Origin of the sequence: Enterobacter asburiae, assembly GCF_008080435.1 — a bacterium.
GTDB lineage: Bacteria > Pseudomonadota > Gammaproteobacteria > Enterobacterales > Enterobacteriaceae > Enterobacter > Enterobacter asburiae_C.
This window is the reverse complement of sequence record NZ_VRKN01000011.1, coordinates 24,898-44,540: the sequence shown is the minus strand read 5'-3', so window position 1 is coordinate 44,540 and position 19,643 is coordinate 24,898. Positions and strand designations below refer to the sequence as shown.

The following is a 19,643-nucleotide window of genomic DNA, read 5'->3' as shown; positions in this document are numbered from 1 at the left end:
GAATGAAATTACGAATTGGAATGAGTAGTTACTCAATGGAATAACGCCGTGAAAAAGCTAATACCAAAAAGTGCTTAACACGCGCAATTTCGGGCATTTAAGAGCAATTCAAATTGTGTATGGACGATCACAGTTTCATACTAAGCGGGTTATTATTTTGCTCTTTTTTTAAGGACTCACTATGTTTTCCGCAACGCGCCACCGTATTGCTGCCCTGGCGCTCGGCGTTTGCTTTATTCTTCCGGCTCAGGCAAAAAACCAACCTTATGGTGAAATCGCCACTATGCAGGCGCGGCATATTGCCACCGTCTTCCCTGGCCGCATGACCGGTTCGCCTGCGGAGATGCTCTCCGCGGACTATCTTCGCCAGCAGTTTGCCGACATGGGCTACCAGAGCGACATCCGGTCGTTTCACAGCCGCTACGTCTATACCTCACGAAATAAAACGAAAAACTGGCATAACGTGACCGGCAGTACGGTTATCGCGGCGCATGAAGGTAGCGCGGCTGAACAGATTATTATTATGGCGCACCTTGATACCTACGCCCCGATGAGCGATGCCGATACGGATAATAACCTCGGCGGGCTGACGCTGCAGGGCATGGACGACAACGCGGCAGGCCTGGGCGTGATGCTCGAACTGGCCGAGCGGATGAAAGATATTCCAACCGAGTATGGTATTCGTTTCGTGGCCACCAGCGGTGAAGAAGAGGGCAAACTCGGCGCTGAGAATCTCCTTAAACGCATGAGTGCTGAGGAGAAGAAAAATACGCTGCTGGTGATCAACCTCGATAACCTGATCGTCGGCGATAAGCTTTATTTCAACAGCGGGCAGAGTACGCCGGGTACCGTGCGGAAACTGACGCGTGACCGGGCGCTGGCGATTGCCCGCAGCCATGGGGTTTATGCCACCAGCAACCCCGGCGGTAACCCGGGTTATCCGCGAGGAACAGGCTGCTGCAACGACGGGGAAGTGTTCGATAAAGCGGGCATTCCGGTGCTGTACGTGGAAGCGACAAACTGGGGATTGGGCAAGAAAGATGGCTATCAGCAGCGGGCTAAATCGAAAGCCTTCCCGGACGGGACAAGCTGGCACAACGTGATGCTGGATAATCAGCAGCACATTGATAGCGCGCTGCCGCAGCGGATTGAACACCGCAGCCGTGATGTGGTGAAGGTGATGCTGCCGCTGGTGAAGGAGCTGGCGAAAGCGGGGAAAGCCTGAGGTTTTTAAGCATAGCGCGGCCTGATGCCCTCACCCCAACCCTCTCCCACAGGGAGAGGGAGGATAAGGAATCACCCTTCGTGCAATCCGCACTCGCGCTTCAGCCCAAAGAATCGCGTCTCTTCTTCCGCCATTCCCGGTTCCCATTTGCGCGTGGTGTGCGTGTCGCCAACCGACAGATAGCCCTGGTCCCACAGCGGATGGTACTTCAGCCCGTGTTTTTGCAGATACTGATACACCGTCCGGTTATCCCAGTCGATTATCGGCAGCACTTTAAACACCCCGCGCTGGACCGCCAGCACCGGCAAGGTTGCACGGCTGCCGGACTGCTCGCGGCGTAGCCCCGCAAACCACGTCTGCGCATTGAGCTCTTTCAGCGCCCGGTTCATCGGCTCAACTTTGTTGATCTCATTGTATTTCTCAATGCCCTCAACGCCCTGTTCCCATAGCTTACCGTAGCGCGCCTCCTGCCAGGCCGCGCTTTCCGTCGCGCGGTAAACTTTGAGGTTCAGCTTGAGCTTGTCCGTCAGCTCGTCAATAAACTGGTAGGTTTCCGGGAACAGGTAGCCGGTATCGGTGAGGATCACCGGAATGTCCGGACGGATCTGATTCACCAGGTGCAAACTGACCGCCGCCTGAATACCAAAGCTCGACGACAGCACGTAGTCTCCAGGTAGGTTTTCCAGCGCCCACGCCACGCGCCCTTCGGCGTCCAGCTTTTCCAGTTGGGCATTGGTTTCTGCCAGCGCCAGAATGCGTTCGACTTTTGGCAGGTCATTAAGGGCGTTTAGATCGAGTACGGACATAAGAACCTCGTTTGCCTGTTTTGCCGGGCGGCACTGCGTTTGCCCGGCCTACAAAACCCGTAGACCCGGTAAGCGAAGCGCCACCGGGCAAAGGATGGGTTATTCCCAGAAATCCCTTGCGGGATCGAGCACCGGGCGAATGATGCCCGCACGCACCGTAAAGTCGCCGAAGCCTTCACCCGCTTCGCGCTCTTTCGCCCAGCGCCCGACAAGCTCGTCGATGGAATCGAGAATTTCCGGTTCCGTAATATTTTCACGGTACATACGCGGAATGCGCGTCCCCATACGATTGCCGCCAAGGTGCACGTTGTAACGCCCCGGCGCTTTCCCCACCAGACCCAGCTCGGCCAGCATCGCGCGGCCGCAGCCGTTCGGGCAACCGGTGACGCGCATAACAATATGCTCGTCCGGAATACCGTGTTTTTCCAGAATCGCTTCCACTTTGTCAGTAAATGACGGCAGGAAACGTTCCGCTTCGGCCATCGCCAGCGGGCAGGTCGGGAACGACACGCAGGCCATCGAGTTTTCACGCTGCGGTTTAACCGCATCCATCAACCCATGATCGCGCGCCAGCTTCTCGACCTTCGCCTTCTGGCTCTCCGGCACGCCGGCAATAATCAGGTTCTGGTTAGCGGTAATGCGGAACTCACCTTTATGGATCTTAGCAATTTCCAGCAGACCGGTTTTCAGCGGACGGCCCGGATAATCCAGAATACGGCCGTTTTCAATAAACAGCGTCAGGTGCCATTTATTATCGATACCTTTCACCCAGCCAATGCGATCGCCGCGACCGGTGAATTCGTAAGGGCGGATCGGCTCAAACTTGATGCCCGCACGACGCTCCACTTCCTCTTTGAACGTCTCAACGCCCACGCGCTCCAGGGTGTATTTGGTTTTCGCGTTTTTACGGTCGGTACGGTTGCCCCAGTCGCGCTGCGTGGTCACTACCGCTTCCGCCACAGCCAGCGTGTGCTCCAGCGGCAGGAAGCCGAACTCGCTCGCGGTGCGGGCGTAGGTTTTCTTGTTACCGTGCTCAATGGACAGGCCGCCGCCCACCAACAGGTTAAAGCCAATCAGCTTGCCGTTTTCGGCAATCGCCACGAAGTTCATGTCGTTGGCGTGAAGGTCGATATCGTTCTGCGGTGGGATAACGACCGTGGTTTTAAACTTACGCGGCAGATAGGTCTGGCCAAGGATCGGTTCTTCGTCCGTGGTCGCGACTTTTTCCTGATCGAGCCAAATCTCTGCATAGGCGCGCGTGCGCGGCAGCAGGTGCTCAGAGATCTTCTTCGCCCACTCATAGGCTTCGGCGTGCAGCTCGGACTCATACGGATTCGAAGTGCAAAGCACGTTACGGTTCATGTCGTTGGCGGTCGCCAGCGCGTCCAGCCCGACCGAGTGCAGCATCTGGTGCACCGGCTTCACGTTCTTCTTCAGAATGCCGTGGAACTGGAAGGTCTGACGGTTGGTCAGGCGAATACTGCCATAAATCGTGTTTTCACCCGCAAACTTGTCGATGGCCTGCCACTGTTTAGTGGTGATCACCCCGCCCGGCAGACGGCAGCGCAGCAGCATCGCATGACGCGGCTCCAGCTTCTGTTCAGCACGCTCGGCGCGGATGTCGCGATCGTCCTGCTGGTACATACCGTGGAAGCGAATCAGCAGGAAGTTGTCGCCTTTGAAACCGCCGGTGAGACCGTCATTCAGATCTTCAGCAATGGTGCCGCGCAGATAGTTGCTTTCCAGCTTCATGCGCTCGGCGTCTGTCAGTTTACCTTCGACCACCAGTGGCCCTGGATGTTTTTCGCTCATTAGTAGACATCTCGCTGATAACGGCGCTCAACGCGCAGCTCACTTAAAAATTCATCCGCCGCTTCGGCATCCATACCGCCGAATTCGGCAATCACTTCCAGCAGTGCCTGCTCAACGTCTTTCGCCATGCGATTGGCGTCGCCGCAGACATAAATGTGGGCACCGTCATTGATCCAGCGCCACAGCTCTGCGCCCTGTTCGCGCAGTTTGTCTTGTACGTAGACTTTTTCTTTCTGGTCGCGGGACCAGGCCAGATCGATGCGGGTCAGTACGCCTTCTTTAACATAGCGCTGCCACTCAACCTGGTAGAGGAAATCTTCAGTAAAGTGCGGGTTGCCGAAGAAAAGCCAGTTTTTACCCGGCGCGCCGTCTGCCGCGCGCTGCTGCATAAAGGCGCGGAACGGCGCAATGCCGGTACCCGGGCCAATCATGATGACCGGGGTTTCCGGGTGCGTCGGCAGTCGGAAGTTGTCGTTGTGCTCGATAAAGACGCGCACTTCACCCTCTTCTTCCACGCGATCCGCCAGGAAACTTGATGCCCCACCCGCGCGGGCGCGGCCTTCGATGTCGTAGCGCACCACGCCGACGGTCACATGCACTTCGCTCTCTACTTCGACCTGCGAAGAGGCGATGGAGTACAGGCGCGGGGTCAGCGGACGCAGCAGGTCGATCAGCGCATCGGCATCCAGCTGAGCCGGAGAGAAACGCACCATATCGACAATTGGCGTCGTCGCGGCGTAATGCTGCAGTTTCGCCTTGTCGCCCACCAGCGGCAGCAAGGATTCGCTGCGCGTTAAGGTGGCATAATTTTCGACGATATTCGGGGTATTCACCGTCAGCTCGAAATGCCACTGCAGCGCGTCAGAAAGCGGCTGGGTTTTGCCGTCAACGGTGACAGGCTCGTCACCCTTCAGCCACAGCAGCTCAACCAGCTCTTTCACCAGCGCCGGATCGTTCTGATACCAGATACCGAGCGCATCGCCCGGCTGATAGCGCAGGCCAGAGTCGCCCAGATCGATTTCGATATGGCGCACGTCTTTTTCCGAGTCGCGTCCGGTAATTTTCTGGTTCACCGACAGGCTCGCCGTCAGCGGCGCCTCTTTGGTGTACGGACTGGTGTGGATGTCGTTGACGGCACCCGTCGCGGTGAACGCGGCCTGCGCCGACGTCTCTTTCGGCACGCGCGCTTTCAACACCTCAACGATGCGCGCACGCCATTCGGCGGCGGCGGTCTGGTATTCAACATCCGCGTCAACGCGGTCCAGCAGGCGCTCCGCGCCCAGCTCCGCCAGCTTGCTGTCGAAGTCTTTACCGGACTGGCAAAAGAATTCATAGGAGGTATCGCCCAGGCCAAAGACGGCAAACGCGGTGCCATCCAGCTTCGGCGCTTTTTTCGAGAACAGGAACTTATGCAGTGCCACCGCTTCTTCAGCGGGTTCACCTTCGCCCTGCGTAGAGGCCACTACCACCAGCAGTTTTTCCGACGCGATTTGCTTGAATTTATAATCCCCGGCGTTGACCAGGTTCACGTTCAGTTTGGCGGCCAGCAGGTCGTCACGCAGCGCCTCGGCCACGCGGCGGGCATTGCCCGTCTGCGAGGCGGAAATCAGGGTAATGGCCGGAATTTCAACGGCCGTTACCGGTGCACCCGCCACAGCGCCCGGCTGCTGATTGAGCATTCCCCAGAAATAACCGGAGACCCAGGCAAGCTGAGTGGGAGAAAAATCAGAGGTGGCAGCCTGAAGGCGCGCCAGTTGCTCCGGGTTCAGGGGAAGCAAATTTGAAGGTGGGGCCTGTGTTGTCATGCGTCGTTATGTTCCAGTAGCCAAGCGGACTTTAAGCGAATAAATCCAAACTGAAGATAAGGTTAACGGCGAGGATAATAACAATTAAAGAAGGGATGGAAATAATAAATAACCAAATGGACTAACCTGTTTTAGTTGTCATACTTAGCGATAAAACCGATTAATTAACCCTCTGAAAATTATAGATAAAAACAACAAAAAACGCCTGTTAACGAGACGCCAGGCTTCAGAGCCGTTTTAGTTAATGCTAAAAATTGTGCTTTCCGGTACTATGCGGCGGTTTTTTCCGCATTACTGAGAGCGATCATGTCCACCACACTGTTTAAAGATTTCACCTTCGAAGCCGCCCATCACCTTCCGCATGTCCCAGAAGGGCATAAATGCGGCCGTCTGCACGGGCACTCGTTTATGGTGCGTCTTGAGATCACCGGTGAAGTTGATCCGCATACCGGTTGGATCATGGATTTTGCCGAGCTGAAGGCCGCGTTTAAGCCGACCTACGATCGTCTGGATCACTATTATCTTAATGACATTCCAGGGCTGGAAAACCCGACCAGCGAAGTGCTGGCAAAATGGATTTGGGATCAGATGAAACCACAGGTACCGCTGCTGAGCGCAGTGATGATCAAAGAGACCTGCACGGCGGGCTGCGTGTATCGCGGAGAGTGATGCTTGCCGGGTGGCGGCTTCGCCTTACCCGGCCTACAAAAGCCTCGAACTGTAGGCCCGGTAAGCGCTAGCGCCACCGGGCTTTTTTATGCAATATTCAGGTACTTATGCGTCTGCATCGATAAGCGCCAGTTGCGCACTATGCAGGTTTCAATGCACAGACGCGTCGCGTCGTCTTTCTGGCTGATCGGCTGTAGCGCAATCACGCGCTGTTTTTCATCCGCCAGCGTTGCCAGCAGCTCGTCCAGCGCTTCGATATCACGCACGCGCCCTACCGGGTGCTTAATCTCATCCGCGCGTTCCAGCGCCTGAGACAGCACGTCATACCCGCCGCGCATATTCACCTTTGGCGATACCGTTACCCAGGTAGTGTGTGAACACCGCACTTCATGGGTGCCGCTGGTTTCAATCTGGCAGCTGTAGCCGTTCTTTTCGAGCAGCTCGGTCAGCGGCGTCAGATCGTGGATGCAGGGTTCACCGCCGGTGATCACCACGTGGCGCGCCGTCCAGCCCTGACGACCAATAATGGCAAGCAGATCTTCTGAACTGCCCGCGCCCCACTTATCGCTCTCTTTGGTTTTCGCCAGAATACTAAACAGCGACACTTCCCGATCTGCGAGCTTATCCCACGTATGTTTGGTATCACACCAGGCACAGCCAACCGGGCATCCCTGTAAACGAATAAAAATAGCGGGAACGCCGGTAAAGTAACCCTCGCCTTGCAGGGTCTGGAACATCTCGTTAATCGGGTACTGCATAGTCATCTCAGTAAAGGGGATAAACGATTAGTATCGCAGATCCCCGCCGGATGGTCATGCTCCATCGGTGCTTTGCGCGCCAATCGCCGCCATAAAACGCTCGGTAATTTGCTGTGGACGGGTGATCGCGCCGCCGACAACGACCGTATGCGCGCCCAGCGCCAGACACCTGGCCGCGCGTTCAGGCGTATCCACGTTGCCTTCGGCAATCACGGGAACCGTCACGGCAGCCAGCACAGCCTTCAGGAAAGCGCAGTCGTTCTCAGGAAGCGAATGGCCCGCCGTTTCCGCCGTATAGCCGTAAAGCGTGGTGCCGACGCAGTCAAAGCCAAGCGCCTGCGCCGTCACGGCTTCGCCCACGGTGGAAATATCTGCCATCAGCAGTACCGCGGGATAGCGCGAGCGGATGCGCGTGACCAGTGTTTCCAGGGATTCCCCACCGGGACGCTCCCGCGCCGTCGCATCAAGCGCAATGATTTCTGGAGAGACGGTCATGAGCTCATCCACCTCTTTCATCGTGGCGGTGATAAACACCTCGCTTTCCGGGTAATCCCGTTTGATGATGCCGATGACCGGCAAAGACACCTGCAGCTTAATGGCCTCGATATCCACCACGCTGTTGGCACGAATGGCAGCAGCCCCGCCCTGCGCCGCCGCCAGCGCCATCCGCGACATAATAAACGGGCTATGCAGCGGTTCATTCTCCAGCGCCTGACAGGAGACGACCAGTTTTCCCTTCAGGTTATCCAGTACAGTTTTCATTACGATAAGATCTCTTCCACTTCGTTTTTGATAATCGTGACGTGCGGACCATAAATGACCTGAACACCGTTACCGCGTACGATAACGCCGCGCGCGCCGGTGGCTTTCAGCGCCGCGTCATTCACTTTGCTGCCGTCCTTAACCGTGACGCGAAGACGCGTGGCGCAGCAGTCCACCTCTTCCAGATTGTCTTTTCCGCCTAATCCAGCGATCACCGCAACGGCGCGCTCGCTCTGCGAGAAGGTCACCTCATTGGCCATCGCCTCCTTTTCCCGACCCGGCGTGGCAAAATCGAAGCGGTTAATCAGGTAGCGGAAGGTGAAGTAGTAAAGGAAGAACCACGGCACGCCGACCAGCGGAACGAACATCCAGTGGGTTTTGGCCTCCCCCTGCAAAATGCCGAACAGCACGAAGTCGATAAAACCGCCGGAGAAGGTTTGGCCGATGGTGATATGCAGCATATGTGCGAGCATGAACGCCAGGCCGTCAAACAGCGCATGAATAACGTAAAGCACCGGCGCAATAAACAGGAAGGAGAACTCGATAGGCTCGGTAATCCCGGTCAGGAACGAGGTTAACGCCGCAGAGAGCAGCAGCCCGGCAACGCGCTTTTTGTTCTCCGGTTTTGCCGTGTGGTACATCGCCAGACACGCGCCGAGCAGGCCAAACATCATCGTAATAAAGCGCCCGGACATGAAACGTGACGTACCTTCGTAAAACTGACGCGTTGTGGGATCGGCCAACTGGGCGAAGAAGATCCGCTGAGTGCCCTCAACCAGGTGACCGTTAACAATCTCACTGCCGCCAAGCGCGGTGGTCCAGAACGGCAGATAGAAGATGTGGTGCAAACCAAACGGGCCCAGCATGCGTAAAATGAAGCCGTACAGCAGGGTGCCCAGATAACCGGTAGCATCCACCAGCCCGCCGAGACCAAAAATCAATTTCTGAAAATGCGGCCAGACTACGGTCATGAGCGCGCCGACGAGTATCGCCGCCAGCGAGCTGATTATGGGGACAAAGCGCGAGCCGCCAAAGAACCCGAGGAACTGCGGAAGCGCAATTTTATTGAACCGATGATGAAGCGCGCAGGTCACCAGCCCAATGACCACGCCGCCAAACACGCCGGTTTCCAGCGTCTGAATCCCCAGCGTCATGCCCTGCCCCACAGCGCCCGGATTCTCATGCGCCAGTTTGCCGGTGAGGATCAGCAGCGCGTTGATGGTGGCATTCATCACCAGAAACGCGAGTAGCGCCGCCAGCCCGGCCGTGCCCTTATCGCTTTTTGCCAACCCGACGGCAACCCCAACCGCAAACAGCACCGAGAGGTTCGCAAAGACGATTGAACCTGCGCTGCTCATGATGGTGAAAATGGCCTGCAGCCAGCCCACATCTAAAAAGGGATAAGCCGCCAGCGTATTGGGATTCGATAGCGCGCCGCCTATCCCCAGCAGCAGACCCGCCGCTGGCAACACGGCGATCGGCAGCATAAAGGATTTACCAAAGCGCTGCGCTTTTTCAAACCATCCTCCCGAAGAAGCGCCACTGAACATTTGCATCATTTTTTCATCTCCCCGTTAAGTGGTGAAAATTTTTACCACATAAATATTATTAAGTGAAAATTATCATCATAAACCAGGAAGCCGATCATACTTTTTCAAAATGACTGGCATCTTTCCCCTCCTTTCCGCCACACTAGTCGCAGCGAAACACATTAAGGACGTGGCATGTCGGACCATGAAAATCTGCTGCTGAAGCTCCGCCAGGAGGCTTCCGGGTACAGCCCAACGCAACAAAAACTCGGCGAGTTTGTCCTCAGCGATCCTGGCCGGGTGCTCTACCTGACGATCACTGAACTGGCGCGCGAGAGCCACACCAGCGAGGCCAGCGTCACGCGTCTTTGCCGGACGCTGGGCTGCAAAGGCTATAACGAATTTAAAATGGCGCTTGCGCTGGATATTCAGCAGGGCCAGCCCGCGCGTCAGGCGGGGGATGAGATTGATAACGTCGTGGATGAGTCGGTGCAGGCTTTGCAGGATACCGCCAGACTCCTCGACCGCACGCTGCTTGAAAAGGCGGCGCTGGCGCTGCACCAGGCGCAATCCGTACAGATTTATGGCGTCGCGGCCAGCGCGATCCTCGGGGAGTATCTGCATTACAAGCTGTTGCGGCTGGGCAAACCCGCACAGCTGTTTAGCGATATGCACCGCGCAGCCATGAATGCGACAACGCTTTCGAAAGAGACCCTGGTCGTGGCCATCTCCAGCTCGGGTTCAACGCGGGATTTACTCCACGTGGTGAAGCTTGCCCGAAAGCGCGGCGTTAAGGTTCTGGCACTCAGCAATACGCCCCGCAGCCCGCTGGCGTCCCTGAGCGACATGCAGCTGGTTGCCGCCAAACCAGAGGGTCCCCTTAGCGCAGGCGCACTCAATGCTAAGGTTGGGGTCATGTTGCTGGTCGAGCTGCTGACTACGTCCATGATTGCGCTGGATGGCCATTACGGCGACGTTAGCCAACAAACAGCCAGCGCCACGCTTCCTCTCTTGCTCTGAAAATCATTCGCAGGCTAAATAAATCGGCCTGCGATTTATATCGTCTGATTTTAGTTAAGTGGTGTTTAAATCATTTGTTTGGTAAATGTTTGATGTAACAAATTATTATATTTATTACATTTTGAATTAAGTTCGCTACTCAAGGGTGAACCTATAAAAAACATTAAATTCAATAGGTTAAAATTTAAATTTTAATAGAGTGAATTTTTACCCTTACAGTAATGTCCAATATCTCCACCCGATTTCCTTTCCTTAAAATAAGCTTAAGATGCTGTCGGTTTCGGCGATTTATTATTTAAATGCCGTTTACTTTTGCGCGCCTACAATCCGCCTCATCAATCATAATGAGACGGTATTAATGAAGATGTTATTGATTACAGGCGTGACCGGATTTCTGGGCGGTGCAGTTCTTGAAAAAATCCTGACCAACGATCAATCCGTAAAACTCCTTTTGCTTGCGCGTGCCAGCGATCCGCAGGGCGGGCTGGAGCGCGTGCAGGAGAACATGCGCAAGTTTAACGTTCCAGAGGACAAACTGGCCTCCCTGAATGTGGATAATATCCTGATTGGCGACCTCAGCCAGCCTGAAGCCTTTCTGAACGATCCCCGTCTGGATCGGGTCACGCATGTCGTTAACTGTGCGGCCGTCGCCTCATTTGGTAATAACCCGCTGATCTGGAAGGTCAACGTTGAAGGTACGCTCGCGCTGGCGCGCCGTATGGAGCAGGTCACAGGACTGCAGCGTTTCCTCCACGTCGGCACCGCGATGTCATGCACGCCGGAGCAGGATTCACTGGTCGCCGAAAGTGCGGAATTCAGAGAGAATGCTGAACACCTGGTGGAATACACGTTTTCGAAGTCAACCATCGAACAGCTGATGCGCCAGGAGTGTCCGAACCTGCCGCTGCTCATCGCCCGTCCGTCCATCGTCGTCGGCCATACCCGTCATGGCTGCACGCCGTCGAGCAGCATTTTCTGGGTCTTTAGCATGGGCCTGATGCTGCAAAAGTTTATGTGCTCAATGGAAGACCGGATCGACGTTGTTCCGGTGGATTATTGCGCCGACGCGATGTTAATGCTGCTCAACAGCAACGCTCGTCCGGGAGAAGTAGTACACATTTCTGCGGGAGAAGAGAACAGCGTTCGCTTTGCGGATATCGATCAGGCAATGGCGCAGGCGCTGGAGAAAGCCCCCGTCGGTGATAAATATGCGCAGGTCAGCTACGAAACGCTGGTCAGAATGCGCCGCGAGTTGAAACATATTTTTGGCCCGTGCAACGAACGTCTGATGCTGAAAGCCATGCGTTTATACGGTGCGTTTGCCACGCTTAACGTGCGCTTCAGCAACGATAAGCTGCTGAGCATGGGGATGCCGAAGCCACCCCGGTTTACGGATTACATCGCCCGCTGCGTGCAAACCACCCAGGGGCTAACCATTCCGGAACAAATGGCGGTCGATTTTAAATAGTCCAAAAAAAATGCCAGTCATTCGACTGGCATTTTCATTTTAAGGCTTAAGCAATTATGCCTGACCTTTGATCTCTTTCAGACCGTTGTATGGTGCTTTTTCGCCCAGCGCTTCTTCGATACGAATCAGCTGGTTGTATTTAGCAACACGGTCAGAACGGCTCATAGAACCGGTTTTGATCTGGCCTGCAGCGGTACCCACAGCCAGGTCGGCAATGGTAGCGTCTTCAGTTTCGCCAGAACGGTGAGAGATAACAGCGGTGTAGCCAGCGTCTTTCGCCATTTTGATCGCAGCCAGAGTTTCGGTCAGAGAACCGATCTGGTTGAATTTGATCAGGATGGAGTTAACGATGCCTTTCTCGATGCCTTCTTTCAGGATCTTGGTGTTGGTTACGAACAGGTCGTCACCAACCAGCTGAATTTTGTCGCCCAGTACTTTGGTCTGGTATGCGAAACCATCCCAGTCAGACTCGTCCAGACCGTCTTCGATAGACACGATTGGGTACTGTTTGGTCAGGTCTTCCAGGAAGTGAGTGAACTCTTCGGAGGTGAACGCTTTGTTGCCTTCGCCAGCCAGAACGTATTTACCGTCTTTGTAGAATTCAGATGCTGCACAGTCCATCGCCAGGGTGATGTCTTTGCCCAGCTCGTAGCCAGCAGCTTTTACGGCTTCTGCGATAACAGCCAGTGCTTCTGCGTTAGAACCCAGGTTTGGCGCATAGCCACCTTCGTCACCCACAGCAGTGTTCATACCTTTAGCTTTCAGAACTTTAGCCAGGTTGTGGAACACTTCAGAACCCATACGTACCGCTTCTTTCAGGGATTTCGCGCCAACTGGCTGAATCATGAATTCCTGAATATCAACGTTGTTGTCTGCGTGCTCACCACCGTTGATGATGTTCATCATTGGTACAGGCATGGAGTATTTGCCTGGGGTGCCGTTCAGTTCAGCGATGTGCTCGAACAGTGGCTGGCCTTTCGCTGCAGCTGCTGCTTTGGCGTTCGCCAGGGAAACAGCCAGGATTGCGTTCGCACCGAAGTTAGATTTGTTTTCAGTACCGTCCAGATCGATCATGATCTTGTCGATGCCAGCCTGGTCTTTGGCGTCTTTGCCAAGGATTGCCTGAGCAATAGGACCGTTTACAGCGCCAACCGCTTTCAGTACGCCTTTGCCCATGAAGCGAGATTTGTCGCCATCGCGCAGTTCCAGCGCTTCGCGGGAACCAGTAGAAGCGCCTGATGGAGCAGCAGCCATACCAACGAAACCACCTTCCAGGTGAACTTCGGCTTCAACGGTCGGGTTACCACGGGAGTCGATGATTTCACGACCGATGACTTTAACGATTTTGGACATTAGATTTTCCTCAGTACAAGTTAAACTAAAACTCCAGACAAACAACGCGTACCAAAGGTACGCGTTGCCGTTCTAACTTTTTTTACTTCGCCTGACGCTTCTGGTAGTCGCTGGCGGCCTTCACGAAGCCTGCAAACAGCGGATGCCCGTCACGTGGCGTTGAAGTAAATTCCGGGTGGAACTGGCAGGCGACAAACCAAGGATGGTTTGGCACTTCAATGATCTCGACTAACTGATCATCCCCGGAGCGACCCGCAACACGCAGGCCCGCGGCTTCAATAGGTTTCAACAACATGTTGTTGACTTCATAGCGGTGACGATGGCGCTCGGTGATGACTGGCTCGCCATACAGCTTGCGAACCACGCTATCGTCAGACAGCTGGCAGGCCTGTGCGCCAAGACGCATGGTGCCACCCAGATCGCTCTTCTCGGTACGGACTTCGACGTTACCTTCTTCGTCACGCCATTCAGTGATAAGCGCCACCACAGGGTACTTACAGTCTGGCACAAATTCCGTAGAGTTCGCGTTTTCCATTCCCGCTACGTTGCGCGCAAATTCGATCAGCGCAACCTGCATACCCAGACAGATGCCGAGGTATGGAATATTGTTTTCACGCGCATAGCGCGCGGTAGCGATCTTGCCTTCTACACCACGGTAGCCGAAGCCGCCAGGGATGAGAATAGCATCCAGATCTTTCAGGATTTCAACGCCACGCGTTTCAACATCCTGCGAATCAATCAGCTTGATGTTCACGGAGACACGGTTCTTCAGACCACCGTGTTTCAGCGCTTCGATCACTGACTTATAGGCATCCGGCAGTTCAATGTACTTGCCGACCATACCGATAGTCACTTCGCCTGCCGGATTGGCTTCTTCATAAATAACCTGTTCCCATTCAGACAGGTTAGCTTCCGGACAGTTCAAGCTGAATCGTTTGCAAATATAATCGTCCAGGCCCTGCGATTTCAACAGGCCCGGGATTTTATAAATGGAATCGACATCTTTCATTGAAATAACGGCTTTTTCAGGCACGTTACAGAACAATGCAATTTTCGCACGTTCGTTCGCCGGAACCGCGCGATCGGAGCGGCAAACCAGGATATCAGGCTGAATACCAATGGAGAGCAGCTCTTTAACAGAGTGCTGAGTCGGCTTGGTTTTCACTTCACCTGCGGCGGCCATGTACGGTACCAGGGTCAGGTGCATGAACAGCGCGTTTTCACGGCCAATATCTACCGCCAGCTGACGAATCGCTTCCAGGAATGGCAGGGATTCGATATCACCCACGGTACCGCCGATTTCAACCAGCACCACGTCGTGGCCTTCGCCACCCGCAACAATGCGTTCTTTGATTGCGTTCGTGATGTGCGGGATAACCTGAACGGTTGCACCCAGGTAGTCACCACGGCGCTCTTTACGCAGAACGTCGGAGTAGATGCGGCCAGTCGTGAAGTTGTTACGACGGGTCATTTTGGTGCGGATGAAACGCTCGTAGTGGCCAAGATCCAGATCGGTTTCAGCGCCGTCTTCAGTAACGAACACTTCCCCGTGTTGGATTGGGCTCATGGTGCCCGGATCGACGTTGATGTACGGATCCAGTTTCATCATGGTCACATTGAGGCCACGGGCTTCAAGAATGGCTGCGAGGGAGGCTGCGGCAATGCCTTTACCCAGAGAGGATACGACCCCGCCGGTCACAAAAATATAGTTCGTTGTCATGCTGAACCTGAGAAGTTAGGGTGAAACGATGGAATAACCAGGACGGGAAAGTAGTATACCCGAACACGGCGAGCGCCACAAACTTTCATTCTCCGTCTCCATTCCAGGCCATGACAAACATAAGGAGTGAGAAAATAGCCCCTTTTGGGTAAATGTTTTTGACGCAAATCAAGCGCTTGTCATTTAAAAAATCACACAAATTGCGCTTGATCGCAAAATCTCGTTAGAGATCAGATTCCTGGCGCTTTACTTCCTGCCAGACTTCTTCCATGGCCTCGAGGTCAATTCCGGTCATTTCCAGGCCTCGTGAGGCGACAATCCGCTCAACTTCGCGGAAGCGTCGTTCGAATTTTATGTTGGCTTTTTGCAGGGCCGTTTCCGCTTTTACACCCAGGTGGCGAGAAAGGTTGACGGTCGCGAACAGCAGGTCGCCCATCTCTTCCTCAAGCTTTGCTTCATCCACCACCGCCTGCTGCGCTTCGTGCATGACCTCATCAATCTCTTCGTGCACTTTATCCAGCACCGGACCGAGGGAGGTCCAGTCAAAACCCACGGCGGAGCAGCGTTTCTGGATTTTATGCGCGCGCATCAGCGCGGGCAGGCTCAGCGGAATATCATCCAGCGCCGAGTGCTGAGATTTTTCCGCCCGCTCGGCGCTTTTGATCTGCTCCCAGCGGGCCAGCACCTCCGCGCTGTTCTCTGCGGTGGCATCGCCGAAGATATGGGGATGACGGCGCTCCAGCTTGTCGCTGATGGCAGCGCAGATATCGTCAAAGTTAAAGCGCCCTTCTTCCTGCGCCATTTGCGCATAGAACACCACCTGGAACAGCAGATCGCCCAGCTCGCCGCGCAGGTCGTCAAAATCTTCACGGGAAATAGCGTCCAGCACCTCATAGGTCTCTTCAAGGGTGTACGGGGCGATGGTGGCGAAAGTCTGCTCTTTGTCCCACGGACAGCCGTTTTCCGGGTCGCGCAGGCGTTTCATGATGCCGAGCAGGCGGTCGATTTGAGTCATAGTGTTTTCCATTAAAAAAAACAAGCCGGGTGGCGGCAAAGCCTTACCCGGCCTACAGAAGAGTGTGTTTAACCGCCGTGCAGACGACGCGCGTCAATCACATCCGGCACCTGGTTCAGTTTGCCGAGCACGCGGCCCAGCACCTGCAGGTTGTAGATTTCGATGGTCATATCAATGGTGGCAAGCTGCTCGCGGGTATCGCTGCGGCTGGCAACGCCCAGCACGTTGACCTTCTCGTTGGCGAGAATGGTCGTGATGTCGCGCAGCAGGCCGCTGCGGTCGTTGGCAGTGACGCGCACCACCAGCGAGTAGCCGGCGGAATAGCTCTCACCCCAGACCGCCTCCACGATGCGCTCCGGCGCATGCGACTGCAGCTCGGCAAGCTGGTCGCAGTCGGAACGGTGAATTGAGATCCCACGGCCCTGAGTGATAAAGCCGACGATATCGTCGCCCGGGATCGGCTGACAGCAGCGGGCAATGTGGTGCATCAGATTGCCCACGCCCTCGACCACCACGCGGCCGTTGTCTTTGCTGCGCTGCTGCGGCGCGTAGGTTTTCTGCTGCAGCTGCTTCAGCGCCGCCGCGTCCTGCTCTGCCGCGCTTGGCTTATTGAACTGCGCCTGCAGGAAGTTCACCATCTGATTCAGACGGATATCACCGCCGCCAATGGCCGCTAACAGCTCGTCAAGCTCGTTGAAGTTGTAGCGCGGCAGCAGGAATTTCTCCGCCTCTTTCAGGCTTATCCCGATATGCTCCAGCTCGTCGTCGAGGATCTGGCGGCCGGCAAGGATATTCTTGTCACGATCCTGTTTACGGAACCAGGCGTGAATTTTCGAGCGCCCGCGGCTGGTGGTGACGTAACCCAGGTTAGGGTTAAGCCAGTCACGGCTCGGGTTGGGCTGCTTCTGGGTAATGATTTCAATCTGGTCACCCATCTGCAATTGATAGGTGAACGGTACGATACGTCCGCCAATTTTCGCCCCGATGCAGCGGTGTCCCACATCACTGTGGATGTGGTAGGCAAAATCGAGCGGCGTGGAGCCCGCTGGGAGATCGACAACGTCCCCTTTCGGGGTGAAGACATACACCCGGTCGTCAAAGACCTGGCTGCGCACTTCGTCGAGCATCTCGCCGGAATCGGCCATCTCTTCCTGCCACGCAATCAGCTTGCGCAGCCAGGCAATGCGGTCTTCGTGTCCAGAACGCGCCCCACCGGACGTGCCTTCTTTGTATTTCCAGTGCGCGGCCACGCCCAGCTCGGCGTCTTCATGCATCTGTTTGGTGCGGATCTGAATCTCGACCGTTTTGCCACCCGGGCCAAGCACAACGGTATGGATAGACTGATAGCCGTTCGGTTTGGGGTTGGCGACATAGTCATCGAACTCATCGGGCAGATGACGGAAGTGAGTGTGTACTATCCCCAGCGCGGCGTAGCAGTCCTGCAGACGCTCCGCCACGATACGCACGGCGCGCACGTCAAACAGCTCGTCAAACGCGAGGTGTTTCTTCTGCATTTTGCGCCAGATGCTATAGATATGCTTAGGCCGACCGTAGACTTCGGCGCGCACATTCTCTTCTTTCATCGCCTGGCGCAAACCGCCGACAAATTCCTCGATATAGTGCTCGCGGTCGATACGGCGCTCATGCAGGAGTTTGGCAATACGTTTATATTCCGCCGGGTGCAGATAACGGAAGCAATAATCTTCCAGCTCCCATTTCAGCTGACCAATCCCTAAGCGGTTCGCCAGCGGCGCATAGATGTTTGTACACTCTTTGGCCGCCAGCACGCGCTCGTCTTCCGGCGCATCCTTCACCTCACGCAGGTGGGCAATACGCTCGGCAAGCTTGATGACCACGCAGCGGAAATCATCCACCATGGCCAGCAGCATCCGGCGAACGTTATCGACCTGTTCTGAGGAGACGGAATCGGTGTGCGCAGCTTTGAGCTGGCGGATGGCCGCCATATCGCGCACGCCGTGGATCAGCGCGACGACGGATTTCCCGACGCTGTCACCCAGCACGTCTTCGCTGACCACGTCCGCATCCGCGAGGGGGAAGAGAAGCGCGGCCTGCAGCGTTTCGATGTCCATGTTCAGCATGGATAAGATTTCAACCATCTCCACGCCGCGCCACAGAAGAAGATCGGCGTCGGGATGCCCCTGCGTGGTGCGCAGACAATAGGCCCAGGTTTCGGTTAAGCGTTCACACGACTGCTGGCTGGAAATTCCCAGACTTGCGATCCATTTTTGTGGGTCAAACTCCCCAGCTTTATTGAGATGTGCACTTCTTACCGCAACCATTGTCCTCTCCTTTAGGGACCTGGGCCTGTCGAAGTCGACAAGCCAAACTCATTATATGTGCTCGAACAACACCATCGATTCCAGATGACCAGTGTGCGGGAACATGTCCAGCATTGCCAGACGCTGAATCTGGTAACCCGCGCTGATTAATGCCTCACTGTCGCGGGCAAGCGTTGCCGGGTTACAGGAAACATAGACCACACGCTTCGGCGCGAGTTTAATAATATGTGCCATCACACCCGGGGCACCGGCACGCGCCGGGTCGAGCAAAATTTTATCAAAGCCCTGTTTTGCCCAAGGCTGTTGGGTGACATCTTCCTCAAGATTTTGATGAAAGAATGTCACATTTTGCAAGCCGTTCTGCTGTGCGTTCTCCTGCCCTTTAGCCACCAGCGCCTCAACGCCTTCCACGCCGACAACGCTGGCCGCTTTTCGCGCCAACGGCAGCGTGAAGTTGCCCATTCCGCAGAACAGATCGAGCACCCGATCGCTTTTCTGAACATCCAGCCACGTCAGCGCTTTCTCAACCATCTGCTGGTTAACGCCATCATTCACCTGAATGAAATCCCGCGGGCTGAACGTTAAGCGTAGCCCGTTTGACGCATACCAGGGCGCCTCACCGGTAACCTGCTCAAGTATCTCGCTTTGTGGTGCAAGGAAAAGCGCCAGGTCGTGGGAATGCGAAAAGCGTTCCAGTTTTTCGCGATCTTTTTTCGACAGCGGCGCGGTATGGCGCAGGACCATCAGCGGTCCATTGTTGGCCATGACCAGTTCGACATGTCCGAGGTGGCGAACGCCGTCCAGCCCGGAAAGACAGGTGCGCACATCCGGAAGCAATGCCTCAAGATGGGGCACCAAAATGGGGCACTGCTTCACATCGACGATGTCACTGGAACCGGCCTTGCGAAACCCCATCTCCAGCCGCGCCGTTTTTGGCTGATAGCTGAGGCTCAGGCGGGCGCGCCGACGATAGCCCCAGGGCTCATCGGCGAGAATTTCGTTAACGTCATGTTTAAGCTGACGCGCCAGCGCACGGCTTTTGCTTTTTTGCTGTAATTCTGTGCTCGCATGCTGTTGCTGGCAGCCCCCGCAAACGCCAAAATGTGGGCAGCGGGGCTTCACGCGCTCCGGGCTATCGTTGAGGCGACGCTTAACCTGTCCGCGCGCGAACTGGCGTTTATCTTCCGTCAGCGTAATTTCTGCTCGTTCTGTTGGCAGTAAACCTGTTATAAACAGAGCCTTACCATTGTGACGTGCCACTCCCTGACCAAACGGATCGAGGTCCGTGGCTTCAACAGTGATGATTTGACGCGTCGTCACGCGTCGCTTTGCAGAGTAGAATTGCGCCATCGCCGAGATTTTTCTCACATAAACATAATTATCTTAATTGTCCCATAACGG

15 protein-coding genes are annotated in these 19,643 nt (G+C 55.3%); 4 read left to right on the top strand and 11 right to left on the bottom strand.

The genetic code is table 11. The features are described from left to right. Window positions 1–181 precede the first annotated feature (181 nt). Window positions 182–1,225 carry an aminopeptidase gene (locus FU672_RS18370; RefSeq protein WP_148244320.1) on the top strand — a complete coding sequence of 348 codons (1,044 nt, stop codon included), beginning with the start codon at window positions 182–184 and terminating at the stop codon, window positions 1,223–1,225. Between the two features lie 71 nt (window positions 1,226–1,296). On the opposite strand, the gene cysH is transcribed toward FU672_RS18370, so the two are convergent. From cysH to cysJ, 3 genes are all read right to left on the bottom strand, one after another. Further along, entirely contained in the window at window positions 1,297–2,031 is a 735-nt protein-coding gene (gene cysH, locus FU672_RS18365) for a phosphoadenosine phosphosulfate reductase (RefSeq protein ID WP_063146470.1), read from the bottom strand. Window positions 2,032–2,130: 99 nt separating this feature from the next. Then, on the bottom strand, window positions 2,131–3,843 hold the full coding sequence (gene cysI, locus FU672_RS18360) for an assimilatory sulfite reductase (NADPH) hemoprotein subunit (RefSeq protein ID WP_148244319.1): 1,713 nt from the start codon (window positions 3,841–3,843) through the stop codon (window positions 2,131–2,133). Next, the gene (gene cysJ, locus FU672_RS18355) at window positions 3,843–5,648 is read right to left on the bottom strand and encodes an NADPH-dependent assimilatory sulfite reductase flavoprotein subunit (protein WP_148244318.1); all 1,806 of its coding nucleotides are present in this window, start codon (window positions 5,646–5,648) and stop codon (window positions 3,843–3,845) included. The genes cysI and cysJ overlap by 1 nt, the downstream gene beginning before the upstream one ends. Window positions 5,649–5,954: 306 nt before the next feature. Here cysJ and queD point away from each other — a divergent pair, with 306 nt between their 5' ends. Beyond that, window positions 5,955–6,317, top strand: coding sequence for a 6-carboxytetrahydropterin synthase QueD (gene queD / locus FU672_RS18350; RefSeq protein WP_148244317.1), 363 nt, complete (start codon window positions 5,955–5,957; stop codon window positions 6,315–6,317). A gap of 86 nt (window positions 6,318–6,403) precedes the next feature. Here queD and queE read toward each other — a convergent pair whose 3' ends face one another. From queE to FU672_RS18335, 3 genes are read right to left on the bottom strand one after another with little or no spacing between them, the layout of a single operon-like run. Next, the gene (gene queE / locus FU672_RS18345) at window positions 6,404–7,075 is read right to left on the bottom strand and encodes a 7-carboxy-7-deazaguanine synthase QueE (RefSeq protein ID WP_148244316.1); all 672 of its coding nucleotides are present in this window, start codon (window positions 7,073–7,075) and stop codon (window positions 6,404–6,406) included. Between the two features lie 54 nt (window positions 7,076–7,129). Beyond that, window positions 7,130–7,837, bottom strand: coding sequence for an N-acetylmannosamine-6-phosphate 2-epimerase (locus tag FU672_RS18340; RefSeq protein WP_148244315.1), 708 nt, complete (start codon window positions 7,835–7,837; stop codon window positions 7,130–7,132). Beyond that, window positions 7,837–9,396 carry a PTS transporter subunit EIIC gene (locus tag FU672_RS18335; protein WP_148244314.1) on the bottom strand — a complete coding sequence of 520 codons (1,560 nt, stop codon included), beginning with the start codon at window positions 9,394–9,396 and terminating at the stop codon, window positions 7,837–7,839. The genes FU672_RS18340 and FU672_RS18335 overlap by 1 nt, the downstream gene beginning before the upstream one ends. Before the next feature lie 165 nt (window positions 9,397–9,561). On the opposite strand from FU672_RS18335, the gene FU672_RS18330 reads away from it, so the two are divergent. Together FU672_RS18330 and FU672_RS18325 are read left to right on the top strand one after the other, a co-directional pair. Continuing rightward, window positions 9,562–10,386 (top strand): MurR/RpiR family transcriptional regulator, encoded by an 825-nt coding sequence (locus FU672_RS18330; RefSeq protein WP_032660262.1) that lies wholly within the window; start codon window positions 9,562–9,564, stop codon window positions 10,384–10,386. Between the two features lie 358 nt (window positions 10,387–10,744). Next, entirely contained in the window at window positions 10,745–11,854 is a 1,110-nt protein-coding gene (locus tag FU672_RS18325) for an SDR family oxidoreductase (RefSeq protein WP_148244313.1), read from the top strand. A gap of 54 nt (window positions 11,855–11,908) precedes the next feature. Here FU672_RS18325 and eno read toward each other — a convergent pair whose 3' ends face one another. The 5 genes from eno to rlmD all read right to left on the bottom strand — a co-directional run bounded on the left by eno (window position 11,909) and on the right by rlmD (window position 19,592). After that, the gene (eno, locus tag FU672_RS18320) at window positions 11,909–13,207 is read right to left on the bottom strand and encodes a phosphopyruvate hydratase (RefSeq protein WP_148244312.1); all 1,299 of its coding nucleotides are present in this window, start codon (window positions 13,205–13,207) and stop codon (window positions 11,909–11,911) included. An 82-nt stretch (window positions 13,208–13,289) separates the two neighbouring features. Then, window positions 13,290–14,927: a glutamine hydrolyzing CTP synthase gene (gene pyrG, locus FU672_RS18315; protein WP_063144726.1), complete on the bottom strand. Its 1,638-nt coding sequence runs from the start codon at window positions 14,925–14,927 to the stop codon at window positions 13,290–13,292. Between the two features lie 223 nt (window positions 14,928–15,150). Then, window positions 15,151–15,942, bottom strand: coding sequence for a nucleoside triphosphate pyrophosphohydrolase (gene mazG / locus FU672_RS18310; protein WP_148244311.1), 792 nt, complete (start codon window positions 15,940–15,942; stop codon window positions 15,151–15,153). 68 nt (window positions 15,943–16,010) lie between these two features. After that, window positions 16,011–18,242 (bottom strand): GTP diphosphokinase, encoded by a 2,232-nt coding sequence (gene relA / locus FU672_RS18305; RefSeq protein WP_148244310.1) that lies wholly within the window; start codon window positions 18,240–18,242, stop codon window positions 16,011–16,013. Between the two features lie 51 nt (window positions 18,243–18,293). Beyond that, window positions 18,294–19,592, bottom strand: a complete 1,299-nt coding sequence (rlmD, locus tag FU672_RS18300; RefSeq protein ID WP_148244309.1) for a 23S rRNA (uracil(1939)-C(5))-methyltransferase RlmD — start codon at window positions 19,590–19,592, stop codon at window positions 18,294–18,296. Between the last annotated feature and the right edge of the window lie 51 nt (window positions 19,593–19,643).